Source organism: Pseudomonas sp. Sample_20, from assembly GCF_004307585.1.
Lineage (GTDB): Bacteria > Pseudomonadota > Gammaproteobacteria > Pseudomonadales > Pseudomonadaceae > Aquipseudomonas > Aquipseudomonas atacamensis.
Genome location: NZ_RCOA01000111.1, coordinates 1 through 16,025, shown reverse-complemented (window position 1 = coordinate 16,025; position 16,025 = coordinate 1). Strand labels below are relative to the sequence as shown.

Here is a 16,025-nt window from a genome sequence, read left to right as displayed (position 1 = left end):
ACACTGTGCCAATCTGTGCGATCTTCTCGCGATTGGCCTTTGTCGGAGTTGTTTGATGCTGTCTCTGCTGACCGAACACCCGTTGTTTAGCGCGTTGATCCTGATCCTGCTCGATCTTGGCCTGTGGCGGCTGATCAGCTCTCGCGGCAGCGAATGGAAGCTGTTGGTGCGGGTGCTGATTTTCGCCTTGTTCAGCATTGTGCTGTTCAACGAAGGCCTCAACCCGATGGAACCGGCGCCGTGGGCCGACAACGTGCCGCTGCATCTGGCGGCAACCGGGCTGCAGATCGGCTGGTGGCTGTTTGGTGCGCGGACCCTGACGGTGCTGATCGGCGCGGTGATGATGCAGCGGGTCGGCCACACCGGCCGGCTGTTGCAGGACTTGCTCGGCGCGGTGATTTTCCTCATCGCGATCATTGCGGCGCTGGCGTACGTGCTCGATCTGCCAGTCAAAGGCGTGCTGGCGACGTCCGGCGCGTTGGCGATCATTGTCGGCCTGGCTTTGCAGAGCACATTGAGCGATGTGTTCTCCGGCATCGTCCTCAACACCACCAAGCCCTATCAACTCGATGACTGGATTTCCATCGACGGCACCGAGGGCCGCGTCACCGACATCGACTGGCGCGCCACGCGTCTGCAAACCAGCCAGGGCAGCATGGCCGTGATTCCCAACTCGCTGGCGGCGAAAGCCAAAATCATCAACTTCAGCCGACCGAGCAATATGTTCGGCGTTTCCGTCAGCGTGCCCGTCAGCCCCCATGCCCGGCCCAGCTCAGTGATCGAGGCGTTGGAGCGGGCGATGCAAGGCTGCCGGCAATTGCTCGACACACCGGCGCCGAGCGTGTCATTGAAGAGTTCTGCCAGCGGCGGCGTGGAGTACGAAATCAGCGGGTTTGTCGCCTCGATGGGCGAGAAGCGCGTGGTGCGCAATCAGTTGTTCGACCTTGCTTACCGGCATTTGCAGGCGTCCGGGGTCAATCTGCTGTCGAGCAACGAGACCAGCGCCGCGCCGCAGTTGTCGCGGCCACGGGCGCTGCTGGAGAGCTCGCCGATCTTCTCGACTCTGCGCGAGGAAGAAAAAGACACTTTCAGCCAGAACATGACCCTGCAAACCTTCCGCGCCGGCGAAACGATTCTGGCGGGCGGCGAGGTCAGCGATCATTTGTTCATCATTGAGTCCGGCGTGGTTTCGGTGACGCTCAAGCGCCATGGTGCGCCACTGGAATCCGGGCGCATGGGGCCGGGCGAGGTGATCGGCGAGGCCGGGATTCTTTCCGACACCGCGCTGCCGGCGGATTTTTCCGCGAAGACTTTCTGCGGCCTGTATCGCATCGAGAAGTCCTACCTGAAACCGTGCCTGGACGCGCGCCATGACATCCACGATGCGATGCAGGCATTGCTCGATTTTCGTCTGCACAAGGCGCAGTCGCTGACCGAGGAAACGCCCGTGGTCGTGCCGAAAAGAGGCTTTTTGCAATGGCTGCGTAATCGCGTCTGACCTGTCGCATTGCCATTCGATGCAACCTGCGCGGCGTTCTCAGGGTCACAATTTGCAATCCCACCGGGCAGGAGTTGCAGACGATGAAAAACCTGCGAATCGCCACCTTCAACGTCAACGGCATGCGCGCACGGCTGCCGAATCTGCTGGAATGGCTCAAGCGCGAGCAGCCGGACATCGTCTGCCTGCAAGAGCTCAAATCAGTCGACAGCGCATTTCCCGCCGCCGAACTGGAGGCCGCCGGTTACGGCGCAATCTGGCAGGGCCAGGCGTCATGGAATGGCGTGGCGATTCTGGCGCGTGATGCGCAGCCGTTGGAGAGTCGACGCGGTTTGCCCGGCGATGCCGATGACACCCACAGCCGTTATATCGAAGCGGCGGTGCACGGCGTGCTGGTCGGTTGCCTGTATCTGCCCAATGGCAACCCGCAGCCGGGGCCGAAATTCGATTACAAACTGGCCTGGTTCGAGCGTCTGATCAATTACGCCAAAGACCTGCAAAGCAGCGATCACCCGGTGGTCCTGGCCGGTGACTTCAATGTCGTGCCCACCGACATGGACATCTACAACACCCGATCCTGGCTCAAGGATGCTTTGTTGCAACCCGAAAGCCGCGAGTGCTACCAGCGGCTGCTGGATCAGGGCTGGACCGATTCCCTGCGCCACGTGTATCCCGAAGAGCGCCTCTACACCTTCTGGGATTACTTCCGTAACCATTGGCAAACCAATTCCGGCCTGCGCATCGACCACCTGCTGCTCAATCCGGCATTGAGCCCGTATCTGCATGATGCCGGCGTCGACGCCTGGGTACGCAACGAACCGCACGCGAGTGACCATGCACCGACATGGATTCGTATCGCTTCGCGGAAAAAGCGCTGAACGGGCGATTGGCCAAATCAATTGTCGAAAGCCGTGCCTGATCCCGTATACAGGGCAATAACCACGCAGTGTTCTGCGGCCCATGCATAAGGATCGAGCAATGAGTGCGCCACGGCTGACCAATACCAATCTGTACCTGCAACGTCTGGGTTTCGATGCGCCGCCGCCACCGACACTGGATACGTTGCGTCACTTGCAACTGCGCCACACCGCTCAGTTTGTTTTCGAAAATCTGGCGACGATCAGTGCAGAGCCGGTGTTGATCGACTTGGTCTCCATCGAAGACAAGGTGTTGCAGCAGGGGCGGGGCGGCTACTGCTATGAGCTCAATCATTTGTTCTATGCGCTGCTGCTTGAATTGGGCTTCGACGCACGGGCGATCAGCGGGCGCGTGGTGATAAATCAACCGGAAGGCAGCTGGACGGCGCGAACCCATCGTTTGAGTCTGGTGACCATCGACGGAGTGCGTTACATCACCGATGTCGGCTTCGGCGGCATGGTGCCCACCGCGCCGCTGTTGCTCGACAGTGAACATGAGCAACCCACCCCGCACGAACCCTACCTTATCGACAAGCAAGCTGATGGCTACCTGCTGCGCGCCAAAGTCGCAGGCGAATGGCGGCCGATGTACCTGTTTGATCTGCAACGCCAGGAGGACATCGATTACACCGTTGGCAACTGGTACGTCTCCACCCATCCCGAGTCACCTTTTGCCCAGCGCCTGATGGTCGCGCGCACCGGCGCTGGCTGGCGCAAAACCCTGAACAATGGCAGTTTTGCCATTCATCACATGGGCGCGGACAGTGAGCGGCGCGAGGTGGCGGACGTCGACGAGCTGATGAAATTGCTGCGGCGCGAGTTCGATCTTCAGGTGCCTGATTCACCGCGTGTGCGACAAGCGCTGGCTCGGGTCATCGCGCCAGCCTCCATCTAAGGCTTTACATCAGGCTCCAATACGCGACGGATTTCGCCGATGGCCGCTGACAGAGTGCGACTGCACCGTCGGTCGCCGTGAACACTTCAGCCTGGTGGGCACTGGCGCGGACGCAGCGGGGATGTGTTGCCGGATTTGTTGGGGCAAGAAGCGCAGGCTAGAAGGTTGGATGGCTACCTAACCATTATGTGACTGACAAGTTGTATACAACTCTATGGACATTTGTCCTGAGTATTGAATACAGTGTGCGCATAACAAAAACCAGGGAACCCCCCACCATGAAAACGCCCCATGTTTCACACCAACGGCCCGAGGACGAAAACCTCGGGGTCGGCGCGAATATGGCTTACGGCCTGCAACATGTTCTGACCATGTACGGCGGTATCGTTGCGGTGCCACTGATCATTGGCCAGGCGGCCGGTCTGTCGCCGGCGGACATTGGTCTGTTGATTGCTGCTTCATTGTTTGCGGGGGGGCTGGCGACGTTGCTGCAAACCCTGGGTCTGCCGTTTTTTGGCTGTCAGCTGCCGCTGGTCCAGGGCGTATCGTTCTCCGGCGTGGCGACCATGGTTGCGATCGTCAGCAGCGGCGGGGAGGGCGGTTTCCAATCGGTGCTGGGTGCGGTGATTGCCGCCTCGTTGATCGGCTTGCTGATCACGCCGGTGTTTTCACGCATCACCAAGTTCTTTCCCCCGCTGGTCACCGGCATTGTGATCACCACCATCGGCCTGACGCTGATGCCGGTGGCCGCACGCTGGGCGATGGGCGGCAACAGCCACGCGCCGGACTTCGGCAGCATGCAGAACATCGGTCTGGCGGCGGTGACGCTGGTGCTGGTGTTGCTGCTGAGCAAGGTTGGCAGCGCGACCATTTCTCGGCTGTCGATTCTGCTGGCCATGGTCATCGGCACGGTGCTGGCGGTGTTCCTTGGCATGGCGGATTTCTCCAGTGTCACCACCGGCCCCATGTTCGGCTTCCCGACACCGTTCCACTTCGGCATGCCGACCTTCCATTTCGCCGCGATCCTGTCGATGTGCATTGTGGTCATGGTGACGCTGGTGGAAACCTCGGCGGACATCCTCGCCGTGGGCGAGATCATTGACACCAAGGTAGATTCCAAACGCTTGGGCAACGGCCTGCGTGCCGACATGCTGTCGAGCATGTTTGCGCCGATCTTCGGTTCGTTTACGCAAAGTGCTTTCGCGCAAAACGTCGGTCTGGTGGCGGTGACCGGGATCAAGAGCCGTTTCGTGGTGGCCACCGGCGGTCTGTTCCTGGTGGTGCTCGGCCTGCTGCCGTTCATGGGCCGGGTGATTGCTGCCGTGCCGACTTCGGTCCTTGGCGGCGCAGGGATCGTGCTGTTCGGCACCGTGGCGGCGAGCGGCATTCGCACGTTGTCGAAGGTGGACTACCGCAACAACGTCAACCTGATCATCGTGGCCACTTCGATCGGTTTCGGCATGATCCCGATCGCCGCGCCGAACTTCTACGATCACTTCCCGAGCTGGTTCGCGACGATTTTCCATTCGGGCATCAGTTCGTCGGCAATCATGGCGATCCTGCTCAACCTGGCATTCAACCACTTCACGACCGGCAATTCGGATCAGCAATCGGTGTTCGCCGCCGCCGAAGAGCGCACCCTGCGTTATCGCGATCTCGCCGCGCTGCGTGAAGGCGATTACTTCAGCGACGGCAAGCTGCATGACAGCGATGGCAAGGAAGTGCCGGTGATCGAGCCGGATGACCACGACCATGGCCACGGCGCGCCTAAGGTTCAGGTGAAAAGCAGCGAACATGTCTGACCGCTGCGTCTGAAACAGAAAAGGCCGATCTGCCCAAGCAGATCGGCCTTTTGGCATTTTTCGAGTGTCCACAAAAAAGCCCCTGAATCTTGCGATTCAGGGGCTTTGCTATTTGGCTCCACAACCTGGACTCGAACCAGGGACCCAGTGATTAACAGTCACTTGCTCTACCAACTGAGCTATTGCGGAATTGGTGCGTATGTTACTGATTCAAAAAGAGAAGTCAAGCATCGCCTGGCAACTTTTGCGATTCGTCGGGACGGACGGCATTTTGTCAGCGATTGGCGGTTACCAGAAAGGCCTCAGAGGTCTACCATGGCAGCCCGGAAGTGGTCACACGCGCTGCCGGCCATTCGCCGCAAAGGTACGCGCCATGAATCAAATCACCCGTAACACCGAGGTGCTCGCATGAGCACTGCACAGATCAGCCTGCCCAAAGGGATCGGCCCGCACGCCGAAAAACTTTTCGATGCAATCACCGGGGCAAGCACCGCCGAAGAATTGAACCGCGCTGGCGGCAAGGCCGAAGGTTTCGTCCTTGGTCTTGAAAGCAGCAAGGCCATCAAGAGCCAGGTCGCCGAATCGCTGTATGTGATTTACGACGATGCTGCCACTCAACGCTCGGTCGAGCTGGCTTAACTGCCGAAGGTAATCGTGCCGAGCATCAGCTTGGCATAGGCCGCCGTCGCCGCCAGTTGCACCAGCCACAGGGCCAGGCCACCGAGGAATACCCCGGTGGCGACTTGCAGCACCAGGCTCTTTTCACGCTTGGCCGGAGCGCGCGGGATGAAATCATCCAGGTCGTCACGGTCAGCGCGCAGGTTGTCGTTTTTCATGTGGGTTCTCTTCAAATATCTCGGGTGTACACAAAACCGGTAGGAGCTGCGGAACGCTGCGATCTTTTGATCTTGATCTTAGAAACAAGATCAAAAGATCGCAGCCTCGTTGCATTCGTCAGTTCCTACACTTTGAATTGTGTGCAGTCTAGAGGTTGCAAGGCGTTTCCAGAGACAAATAAAAACGGGAAGCCCAAAAGGCTTCCCGTTTTTCATCACTCGCCGAAATCAGATGACCTGAACGATCGCGTCCGTCACAGCCTTGATGTTGCTCTGGTTCAGCGCGGCCACGCAGATGCGGCCGGTGTCCAGGGCGTAGATGCCGAACTCGTTGCGCAGGCGATGCACTTGTTCAGTGGTCAGGCCGGAGTAGGAGAACATGCCGCGCTGACGACCAACGAAGCTGAAATCGCGGCCCGGGGCTTTTTCCGCCAGCAGGGCAACCATCTGCTCGCGCATGCCGCGAATACGCAGGCGCATCTCGGCCAGTTCGGCTTCCCACTGCGCGCGCAGTTCCGGGCTGTTCAGCACCGCAGCAACGATGCTGGCGCCGTGGGTCGGTGGGTTGGAGTAGTTGGTGCGGATCACGCGCTTGACCTGCGACAGCACGCGCGCGCTTTCTTCTTTCGATTCGCTGATGATCGACAATGCGCCAACGCGTTCGCCGTACAGCGAGAACGACTTGGAGAACGAGCTCGAGACGAAAAAGGTCAGGCCGGAGTCGGCGAACAGGCGCACAGCGGCGGCGTCTTCGTCGATGCCGTCGCCGAAACCCTGGTAAGCCATGTCGAGGAACGGCACGTGACCTTTGGCCTTGACCACTTCCAGCACCTTGTTCCAGTCCGCCGGGGTCAGGTCGACGCCGGTCGGGTTGTGGCAGCAAGCATGCAGGACAACGATCGAGCCGTTCGGCAGGGCATTGAGGTCGTCGAGCATGCCGGCACGGTTCACGTCGTGGGTGGCAGCGTCGTAGTAACGGTAGTTCTGCACCGGAAAACCCGCGGTTTCGAACAGCGCGCGGTGGTTTTCCCAGCTCGGGTCGCTGATCGCCACGACGGCGTTCGGCAGCAGTTGCTTGAGGAAGTCGGCACCGATTTTCAGTGCGCCGGTCCCGCCGACGGCCTGAGTGGTGATGACGCGACCGGCGCTGATCAGCGGCGAGTCGTTGCCGAACAGCAGTTTCTGCACGGCCTGGTCGTAGGCAGCGATGCCATCGATCGGCAGGTAACCGCGCGAAGCGTGTTGCGCGACGCGAATCGTCTCGGCTTCGATCACCGCGCGCAGCAGTGGAATTCGCCCCTCTTCGTTGCAGTACACGCCCACGCCCAGGTTGACCTTGGTGGTCCGGGTATCGGCGTTGAATGCTTCGTTGAGGCCCAGGATTGGATCGCGGGGTGCCATTTCGACAGCGGAGAACAGGCTCATTATTACGGCGGCTCTGAATGGAGAGTGGAGGGACGTGTAGCGCTCCAGCCGAATGCACTAGAGCGGTGCACAAACGGGGAGCTAGTATAGAGGCCATCACCGCGCAATGGCGACAGGCGAATCGGCTTTTGGGGTAAGTTTTTCCGATTATTTCTGGACCGTTAGTCGATCGACTTTGTCAGACTCTTTACCGGATGTAGGACGTTTGCCTTGAAAGGTCAGGCAATCGCCACCACATTCAGCACAATCCAGGTTTTTTCTTGCGCGACATCGGTCGTTTGCGGTCGTCCTCGTGGTGCTCCGTCTGACGCGGAGCGCCGCGAATCCAGAGGTGTGTATGTCGGAATTCCAGCTAGTCACCCGCTTCGAGCCTGCCGGCGATCAGCCGGAAGCCATTCGCCAGTTGGTTGAGGGCATTGACGCCGGGCTGGCGCACCAGACATTGCTCGGTGTGACCGGCTCGGGCAAGACCTTCAGCATCGCCAACGTCATCTCCCAGGTACAGCGTCCGACGCTGGTTCTGGCGCCGAACAAGACCCTGGCCGCGCAGTTGTACGGGGAGTTCAAGGCGTTCTTCCCGAACAACGCCGTGGAATATTTCGTTTCCTACTACGACTACTACCAGCCCGAAGCGTATGTGCCGTCGTCCGACACCTTCATCGAGAAGGACGCCTCGATCAACGACCACATCGAGCAGATGCGTTTGTCCGCGACCAAAGCCTTGCTGGAGCGCAAGGACGCGATCATCGTCACCACGGTCTCGTGCATCTATGGTCTGGGCAGCCCGGAAACCTATCTGAAAATGGTCTTGCACGTGGATCGCGGCGACAAGCTCGATCAGCGCGCGCTTCTGCGGCGCCTGGCTGACCTGCAATACACCCGCAACGACATGGATTTTGCCCGGGCGACGTTCCGCGTGCGCGGTGATGTGATCGATATCTTCCCGGCGGAATCCGATCTGGAAGCGATCCGCATCGAGCTGTTCGATGACGAGGTCGAGAGCATTTCCGCGTTTGATCCGCTGACCGGCGAAGTCATCCGCAAGATGCCGCGCTTCACTTTCTATCCGAAGAGCCACTACGTGACGCCTCGGGAAACCCTGCTCGACGCCATCGAAGGCATCAAGGTCGAATTGCAGGAGCGCCTCGAATACCTGCGCAGTAACAACAAACTGGTGGAGGCCCAGCGCCTGGAGCAGCGCACCCGTTTCGACCTCGAGATGATTCTCGAACTGGGTTACTGCAACGGCATCGAAAACTACTCGCGCTACCTTTCCGGGCGTCCATCCGGCGCGGCGCCACCCACGCTTTACGACTATCTGCCTGCCGACGCCTTGCTGGTGATCGACGAATCCCACGTCAGCGTGCCGCAGGTCGGCGCGATGTATAAGGGCGACCGTTCGCGCAAGGAAACGCTGGTGGAGTACGGCTTCCGCCTGCCTTCGGCGCTGGACAACCGGCCAATGCGTTTCGACGAGTGGGAAGGGGTCAGCCCGCAGACCATTTTCGTTTCGGCAACGCCCGGCAATTACGAAGCCGAACACGCCGGGCGGGTGGTTGAGCAGGTGGTGCGGCCGACCGGCCTGGTCGACCCGCAGGTTGAAGTGCGGCCGGCGCTGACTCAGGTCGATGACTTGCTCTCGGAAATCACCAAGCGTGTGGCGATTGAAGAACGTGTGCTGGTCACCACGCTGACCAAGCGCATGGCCGAAGACCTGACCGATTACCTCGCCGACCACGGTGTGCGCGTGCGCTATCTGCACTCGGACATCGATACCGTCGAGCGCGTCGAGATCATCCGCGATTTGCGCCTCGGCGTGTTCGATGTGCTGGTCGGGATCAACCTGCTGCGTGAAGGCCTCGACATGCCGGAAGTGTCGCTGGTGGCGATTCTTGATGCCGACAAGGAAGGCTTCTTGCGTTCCGAGCGCTCACTGATCCAGACCATCGGCCGCGCGGCGCGTAACCTCAATGGCCGGGCGATTCTCTACGCCGATCGCATGACCGGTTCGATGGAGCGCGCGATTGGCGAGACCGAGCGCCGTCGCGAGAAGCAGATCGCCTTCAACCTTGAGAACGGCATCACCCCGAAAGGTGTGATCAAGGACGTCGCCGACATCATGGAAGGCGCCACCGTGCCCGGTTCGCGCAGCAAGAAGCGCAAAGGCATGGCCAAGGCCGCCGAAGAGAACGCCAAGTACGAAGCCGAGTTGCGCTCGCCAAGCGAAATCACCAAACGCATCCGCGCGTTGGAAGAGAAGATGTACCAACTGGCGCGGGATCTGGAGTTTGAAGCGGCGGCGCAGATGCGCGACGAGATTTCCAAACTGCGCGAACGATTGCTTACGGTATAAGGGATCGTTCCCACGCAGAGCGTGGGAACGATCATTGTGTTTCCCTGTGGGAGCGAGCCTGCTCGCGAATGGGGGCGACTCGGTATAAGCGAGTCCCGGTCTCCGGCTTAAATACCCTGCCCGCTGGAGCGGGGCGGGTGTCGCCTGTTACCATTCGCCGCTTGATTGTTCTGCTCTTCATTTTTTCGAGACAAGCCATGACCACCGTCCGCACTCGCATCGCGCCATCGCCTACCGGGGACCCCCACGTAGGTACCGCTTACATCGCATTGTTCAACTACTGCTTTGCCAAGCAGCACGGCGGTGAGTTCATCCTGCGCATCGAAGACACCGATCAGTTGCGTTCGACCCGCGAGTCCGAACAGCAGATCTTCGACGCCCTGCGCTGGCTCGGTATCGACTGGAGCGAAGGTCCGGACGTCGGCGGCCCGCACGGCCCGTATCGGCAGAGCGAGCGCGGCGACATCTATCAGAAGTACTGCCAGCAACTGGTCGACATGGGCCATGCGTTCCCGTGCTTCTGCACTGCTGAAGAACTCGATCAGATGCGCGCCGAGCAAATGGCTCGCGGCGAAACCCCGCGCTATGACGGCCGTGCACTGCTGCTGTCGAAGGAAGAAGTCGCGGCGCGTCTGGCCGCTGGCGAACCGCACGTGATCCGCATGAAAGTGCCGAGCGAAGGCGTCTGCGTGGTGCCGGACATGCTGCGTGGCGACGTCGAGATCCCGTGGGATCGCATGGACATGCAAGTGCTGATGAAGACCGACGGCCTGCCGACGTACTTCCTCGCCAACGTCGTCGACGATCACCTGATGGGCATCACCCACGTGCTGCGTGGCGAAGAGTGGCTGCCATCGGCACCGAAACTGATTTTGCTGTACGAATACTTCGGCTGGGAACAGCCGGAGCTGTGCTACATGCCGCTGCTGCGTAACCCGGACAAGAGCAAGCTGTCCAAGCGCAAGAACCCGACCTCGGTAACGTTCTACGAGCGCATGGGCTTCATGCCGGAAGCGATGCTCAACTACCTCGGGCGCATGGGCTGGTCGATGCCGGACGAGCGCGAGAAGTTCTCGCTGCAGGAAATGGTCGACAACTTCGACCTCAAGCGCGTATCCCTCGGCGGGCCGATCTTCGATATCGAGAAGCTGTCGTGGCTCAACGGCCAGTGGCTGCGCGATCTGCCGGTGGAAGAGTTTGCCGCCCGTGTGCAGAAGTGGGCGTTCAATTCCGACTACATGATGAAAATCGCGCCGCACGTGCAGGGTCGGGTTGAAACGTTCAGCCAGGTTGCGCCGCTGGCGGGATTCTTCTTTGCTGGCGGCGTGAATCCGGATGCCAAGCTGTTCGAGTCGAAAAAGCTCTCCGGCGATCAGGTTCGCCAGTTGATGCAGTTGATCCTGTGGAAACTGGAAAGCCTGCGGCAGTGGGAGAAGGACAGCATCACCGCGACGATTCAGGCGGTGGTCGAATCCCTCGAGCTCAAACTGCGCGATGCGATGCCGTTGATGTTTGCTGCGATCACCGGGCAGGCGAGTTCGGTGTCGGTGCTCGATGCGATGGAAATCCTCGGCCCGGACCTGACCCGTTTCCGTCTGCGCCAGGCGATTGACCTGTTGGGCGGCGTGTCGAAGAAAGAAAACAAAGAGTGGGAAAAGCTCTTGGGCGCCATCGCCTGATTGCTTTTGCTTCTCTGCAGGACTGCCGAAGGCTGCGATCTTTTGATCCTGCCTTCGGCGTTTCTCCCGAATTTACGGGGGAGGGCGGTAAGTGATTGTTATCCCGGCAAAAAATTTTGAAATTTTTCAAAAATAAGTTTGACAGGCTTTCGATACGCCCTTAAGATTCGCCCCGTCCTCAGCGATGAGGGGCTATAGCTCAGCTGGGAGAGCGCTTGCATGGCATGCAAGAGGTCGACGGTTCGATCCCGTCTAGCTCCACCAATTTACACTTCGAGGTCTGGCCACACCGGCCTTGAAGCGATCAACACTCAGCGTTGATCAGTTGTATAGAAGGGTTTGCGTCCCCTTCGTCTAGTGGCCTAGGACACCGCCCTTTCACGGCGGTAACAGGGGTTCGAGTCCCCTAGGGGACGCCAGTTTTACAGAAGTGATGTTGCAAGAGATCACTCCGCCGCGAGGCGAAAAATCCGGGGCTATAGCTCAGCTGGGAGAGCGCCTGCATGGCATGCAGGAGGTCAGCGGTTCGATCCCGCTTAGCTCCACCAATTTTACAGTTCAAGGTCTGGCCACACCGGCCTTGAATAGATCAGCTCTCAGCACTGATCAGTTGTATAGAAGGGTTTGTGTCCCCTTCGTCTAGTGGCCTAGGACACCGCCCTTTCACGGCGGTAACAGGGGTTCGAGTCCCCTAGGGGACGCCACGATTACCCGCTCTGCGGGATTTTATAAGGGTCATTCAATTATTGAATGGCCCTTTTGTTTGTCCGGCGTTTGGCCAACTCTCCTTTTTCCTTACACTGTGCTTCAGACCAGCGGTCATATTCATGACTTGCGGAATATTATTATGCGAATAATATTCTAGTCGTAATATTCGGAGGCAACGATGAACGATAAAAAAGCTCAAACCCGCGAACGCATCCTCAAGGCTGCCAGCGCCGCATTGATTCAGCGCGGCCCGGCTGACCCGAGCGTGGGCGAAGTGATGGGCGCCGCCGGCCTGACGGTTGGCGGTTTCTACGCCCACTTCGAAAGCAAGGACGCGATGATGCTCGAAGCGTTCAAGCAACTGCTGGGCCGGCGTCGCGACCTGATTGCCGACATGGACGCCGATCTGACCGGCGAAGAGCGTCGCGCTTTGGTCGCTGCGTTCTACCTGTCGCGCAAACACCGGGATTCCAGCGAAGCCGCATGTCCGATTCCGGCCTCGATTGGCGAATTGGGGCGTTTGCCGGAGTCGTTCCGCATCGCGCTGAACGAGCATCTGGAGCTGATGGTCGCGCAACTGGCCGCCAGCCCTGAAGACACCGACAAGGCTTTGGCCGATGTCGCGTTGATGGTCGGTGGTCTGGCCTTGGCCAGGGCGCTGGGTCCGGGAGAGTTATCCGATCGATTGCTGCGCGCCGCCAAGTCGGCGGTGCGTTGACCTGAAGGCAACAAGCCTGAGGAGAGTGCGATGAACGCGTTGAAGTGGGTTCGTGGCGTTAACGGTACCTTGGGCTGGTTTGCACCGAAACTGGTGGCAAGCAAAATGCGTCTGGCGTTCATGACGCCCCGCGCGCTACCGCTGCGGGATTGGGAGCTGCCGCTGTTGGCCAGCTCCGAACGCATCACGTTGCGCTTCGGCCTGTCGGCGCTGCGCTGGGGTCAAGGCCCTACGGTGTTGCTGATGCATGGTTGGGAAGGGCGGCCAACGCAATTCGCCTCGCTGATCAATGCTCTGGTCGATGCCGGTTATACCGTCGTCGCGCTCGATGGTCCGGCTCACGGTCGCTCCCCTGGGCGCGAAGCCAATGTAGTGCTGTTCGCCCGCGCCATGCTTGAAGCGGCTGCCGAATTGCCGCCGCTGCAAGCGGTTATCGGCCATTCCATGGGCGGCGCCAGCGCGATGCTCGCCGTGCAATTGGGTCTGCGCACCGAAACCCTGGTCAGCATCGCCGCACCGTCGCGGATTCTCGGCGTGCTGCGCGGTTTTGCGCGAATGGTTGGCATGCCGCCGCGCGCGCGTTCGGCGTTTATCCGCCAGGTCGAGCAGGACGTCGGCATGCGCGCCGCGACGCTCGACGTGGCTCACTATCAACTGGATATGCCCGGTCTGATCGTGCATGCCGAGGACGACAATTTTGTCTCGGTCAAAGAATCGCAATTGATTCACGAAGCCTGGTTCGACAGCCGCCTGCTGCGCCTGGAAAGTGGCGGTCATCAACGGGTACTGGCCGACCCTCGAGTGATTGATGGTGTGTTATCACTGCTTGCCGGTCGCAGCCTTCAGGCGCGCCAATCGGCCTGAGCTCCGTTACACTGCCCCGGTTGAATACTTTGACCGGGAGTGGGGCATGGGCTGGGATCGGGCAACGCCGTTTACCATTGATCTGCAAGTAGGCGCCGAAGACATCGACGGGCTCGGGCACGCCAATAACGCGGTGTATGTGACCTGGCTCGAGCGCTGTGCATGGCGCCATTCGCAGCGCCTCGGCCTGGACCTGGTCGAGTATCGGCGGCTGGATCGGGCGATGGCCGTTGTCCGCCATGAAATCGATTATCTGGCCGCAGCCTATGAAGGCGATGAACTGCAACTGGCGACCTGGATCGTCGACTGGGATCAGCGCCTGAAAATGACCCGGCATTTCCAGCTCAAACGCCCCAGTGACAACGCCACCCTGCTGCGCGCGCAGACCACATTTGTCTGCATCGAGCTGTCGACCGGCAAGCCCAAGCGCATGCCGGCGGAATTTATCGAAGGCTATGGCCCGGCGATCCAGATTGCAGAGGCGATGTAAATCTCACCCTGTGGGAGCGAGCCTGCTCGCGAAAGCATCGGGTCAGTTACGCATGCGTCAACTGACAGACCGTCTTCGCGAGCAGGCTCGCTCCCACAGAGAGATGTGTTGTCCTGCGGTCTTCCACGATATCCAGTAAACTGCCGCACGTTTTTTCTTCAAGTAGTGTTTCCCCATGCAAATTGCTCTGGCGCCCATGGAAGGGTTGGTCGACGACATCCTGCGCGACGTGCTGACTCGCGTTGGCGGCATCGACTGGTGCGTGACCGAATTCATTCGGGTCAACGACCAGTTGCTCACCCCGGCGTACTTCCACAAGTTCGGCCCCGAGCTGCTCAACGGCGCTCGCACCGCGTCCGGCGTGCCGCTGCGCGTGCAATTGCTCGGTTCTGATCCGGTATGCCTGGCGGAAAACGCTGCGCTGGCCTGCGAACTCGGTTCTGAGGTGATCGACCTCAACTTCGGCTGCCCGGCCAAGACCGTCAACAAATCCCGCGGCGGCGCCGTGCTGCTCAAGGAGCCGGAGCTGCTCAACCAGATCGTCGAACATGTCCGTCGCGCCGTACCGGCGCACATCCCGGTCACCGCGAAAATGCGCCTGGGTTTCGACAGTCCTGACGGCTCGCTGGTCTGCGCCACGGCGCTGGCGGAAGGCGGGGCAGAGCACATCGTCGTACATGCGCGGACGAAAATGGACGGTTACAAACCGCCGGCGCATTGGGAGTGGATCCCGCGTGTGCAGGATGTGGTCAAGGTGCCGGTGTTCGCCAACGGCGATATCTGGAGCGTCGAAGACTGGCGCCGTTGCCGCGAAATCAGTGGCGTGGAAGACATTATGCTCGGTCGGGGTCTGGTCTCCCGCCCGGATCTCGCTCGGCAGATCGCTGCGGCGCGCGCTGGCGAAGAGGTCGTCGAGATGACCTGGGCCGAGCTGATGCCGCTGATTCAGGACTTCTGGCTGCAGGCCAAGGCGCAAATGACCGCGCGCCAATCGCCCGGTCGCCTCAAGCAATGGCTGGCCATGTTGACACGGAACTACCCGGAAGCCGCCGAGCTTTTCACCGTTCTGCGCCGCGAAACCGAGCCGGATCAAGTCTCGCGTCTGCTCGGACTGCCGCTCGTCGAGGCCGCATAAAAAATCTCAAAATAATCTCTTGAAATCAAAACAGCGGTCCCTATCTAAGGGTTACGCGATGCCGAATTCGGGTCGCGGAGACACAAAACCTTGCTGATAGTTTTCAGGAGATTTGAATCATGAGTACTGCATTTTCTCTCGCGCCACTGTTCCGTTCCTCGGTAGGTTTCGACCGTTTCAACGACCTGTTCGAAACCGCCCTGCGCAACGAGCCAGGCAGCAGCTACCCACCTTACAACGTCGAAAAACACGGTGATGACCAATACCGTATCGTCGTTGCGGCCGCCGGTTTCCAGGAAGAAGACCTGGACCTGCAAGTCGAGAAGGGTGTGCTGACCATCAGTGGCGGCAAGCGTGACACTGACGAAAGCGTCACGTTCTTGCATCAAGGCATCGCCCAGCGAGCCTTCAAGCTGTCGTTCCGTCTGGCCGATCACATCGAGATCAAGGACGCTGCCCTGCGCAACGGCCTGCTGAGCATCGACCTGCTCCGTGTGATCCCGGAAGAAGCGAAAGCCAAGCGCATCCCGATCAATGGAGCGCAGCAGCCGGCGTTGCAGCATTGATTCATGTGCTGACACACAATCGCCCGAACCGGCGATAAGCCGCTGAACGAAAGGCCCCGATACGTCGGGGCCTTTTTTGTGGGCCCCCCCGTGTCAGCCTACCTGTCACCTCTGTTGATTGACTCAACCATTCATGGGG

Annotated in this window: 14 protein-coding genes and 5 tRNA genes; 16 read left to right on the top strand and 3 right to left on the bottom strand. The window is 59.9% G+C overall.

Annotated features, from left to right (window positions below; genetic code table 11):
* Positions 1 to 55 precede the first annotated feature (55 nt).
* The 4 genes from D8U70_RS22775 to D8U70_RS22760 all read left to right on the top strand — a co-directional run bounded on the left by D8U70_RS22775 (position 56) and on the right by D8U70_RS22760 (position 5,112).
* The gene (locus D8U70_RS22775; protein ID WP_130929773.1) at positions 56 to 1,498 is read left to right on the top strand and encodes a mechanosensitive ion channel family protein; all 1,443 of its coding nucleotides are present in this window, start codon (positions 56 to 58) and stop codon (positions 1,496 to 1,498) included.
* An 83-nt stretch (positions 1,499 to 1,581) separates the two neighbouring features.
* Positions 1,582 to 2,376, top strand: a complete 795-nt coding sequence (xth, locus tag D8U70_RS22770) for an exodeoxyribonuclease III (RefSeq protein ID WP_024012373.1) — start codon at positions 1,582 to 1,584, stop codon at positions 2,374 to 2,376.
* Positions 2,377 to 2,476: 100 nt separating this feature from the next.
* Positions 2,477 to 3,310: an arylamine N-acetyltransferase gene (locus D8U70_RS22765; RefSeq protein WP_130929772.1), complete on the top strand. Its 834-nt coding sequence runs from the start codon at positions 2,477 to 2,479 to the stop codon at positions 3,308 to 3,310.
* 278 nt (positions 3,311 to 3,588) lie between these two features.
* Positions 3,589 to 5,112: a nucleobase:cation symporter-2 family protein gene (locus D8U70_RS22760; protein ID WP_122747145.1), complete on the top strand. Its 1,524-nt coding sequence runs from the start codon at positions 3,589 to 3,591 to the stop codon at positions 5,110 to 5,112.
* A 113-nt stretch (positions 5,113 to 5,225) separates the two neighbouring features.
* Here the strand turns inward: D8U70_RS22760 and D8U70_RS22755 are convergent.
* Positions 5,226 to 5,301: transfer RNA gene (locus D8U70_RS22755), tRNA-Asn, on the bottom strand.
* A gap of 219 nt (positions 5,302 to 5,520) precedes the next feature.
* Between D8U70_RS22755 and D8U70_RS22750 the strand changes: the two genes are divergently transcribed.
* Positions 5,521 to 5,751: a hypothetical protein gene (locus D8U70_RS22750; protein WP_122706879.1), complete on the top strand. Its 231-nt coding sequence runs from the start codon at positions 5,521 to 5,523 to the stop codon at positions 5,749 to 5,751.
* Here the strand turns inward: D8U70_RS22750 and D8U70_RS22745 are convergent.
* The gene (locus tag D8U70_RS22745) at positions 5,748 to 5,948 is read right to left on the bottom strand and encodes a hypothetical protein (RefSeq protein ID WP_016773917.1); all 201 of its coding nucleotides are present in this window, start codon (positions 5,946 to 5,948) and stop codon (positions 5,748 to 5,750) included. The two genes, D8U70_RS22750 and D8U70_RS22745, sit on opposite strands and share 4 nt — an antisense overlap.
* 228 nt (positions 5,949 to 6,176) lie before the next feature.
* A complete protein-coding gene (locus D8U70_RS22740; protein WP_130929771.1) occupies positions 6,177 to 7,373 on the bottom strand; it encodes an amino acid aminotransferase in 1,197 nt (398 codons plus the stop codon).
* Between the two features lie 337 nt (positions 7,374 to 7,710).
* On the opposite strand from D8U70_RS22740, the gene uvrB reads away from it, so the two are divergent.
* The 11 genes from uvrB to D8U70_RS22685 all read left to right on the top strand — a co-directional run bounded on the left by uvrB (position 7,711) and on the right by D8U70_RS22685 (position 15,886).
* Positions 7,711 to 9,726, top strand: a complete 2,016-nt coding sequence (uvrB, locus tag D8U70_RS22735; protein ID WP_071171644.1) for an excinuclease ABC subunit UvrB — start codon at positions 7,711 to 7,713, stop codon at positions 9,724 to 9,726.
* Positions 9,727 to 9,923: 197 nt separating this feature from the next.
* Entirely contained in the window at positions 9,924 to 11,405 is a 1,482-nt protein-coding gene (gene gltX, locus D8U70_RS22730) for a glutamate--tRNA ligase (protein WP_071171803.1), read from the top strand.
* A gap of 188 nt (positions 11,406 to 11,593) precedes the next feature.
* Positions 11,594 to 11,669, top strand: a tRNA-Ala gene (locus D8U70_RS22725).
* Positions 11,670 to 11,748: 79 nt separating this feature from the next.
* A tRNA-Glu gene (locus tag D8U70_RS22720) sits at positions 11,749 to 11,824 on the top strand.
* Positions 11,825 to 11,877: 53 nt separating this feature from the next.
* Positions 11,878 to 11,953, top strand: a tRNA-Ala gene (locus tag D8U70_RS22715).
* Positions 11,954 to 12,033: 80 nt separating this feature from the next.
* A tRNA-Glu gene (locus D8U70_RS22710) sits at positions 12,034 to 12,109 on the top strand.
* Positions 12,110 to 12,291: 182 nt separating this feature from the next.
* On the top strand, positions 12,292 to 12,831 hold the full coding sequence (locus D8U70_RS22705; RefSeq protein WP_016773921.1) for a TetR/AcrR family transcriptional regulator: 540 nt from the start codon (positions 12,292 to 12,294) through the stop codon (positions 12,829 to 12,831).
* Between the two features lie 30 nt (positions 12,832 to 12,861).
* Positions 12,862 to 13,695 carry an alpha/beta fold hydrolase gene (locus tag D8U70_RS22700; RefSeq protein ID WP_016773922.1) on the top strand — a complete coding sequence of 278 codons (834 nt, stop codon included), beginning with the start codon at positions 12,862 to 12,864 and terminating at the stop codon, positions 13,693 to 13,695.
* Between the two features lie 46 nt (positions 13,696 to 13,741).
* Positions 13,742 to 14,185 carry a thioesterase family protein gene (locus tag D8U70_RS22695; RefSeq protein ID WP_016773923.1) on the top strand — a complete coding sequence of 148 codons (444 nt, stop codon included), beginning with the start codon at positions 13,742 to 13,744 and terminating at the stop codon, positions 14,183 to 14,185.
* Positions 14,186 to 14,360: 175 nt separating this feature from the next.
* Positions 14,361 to 15,320, top strand: coding sequence for a tRNA-dihydrouridine synthase (locus D8U70_RS22690; protein WP_016773924.1), 960 nt, complete (start codon positions 14,361 to 14,363; stop codon positions 15,318 to 15,320).
* Between the two features lie 119 nt (positions 15,321 to 15,439).
* Positions 15,440 to 15,886, top strand: a complete 447-nt coding sequence (locus tag D8U70_RS22685) for an Hsp20 family protein (RefSeq protein WP_016773925.1) — start codon at positions 15,440 to 15,442, stop codon at positions 15,884 to 15,886.
* Positions 15,887 to 16,025: the final 139 nt, after the last annotated feature.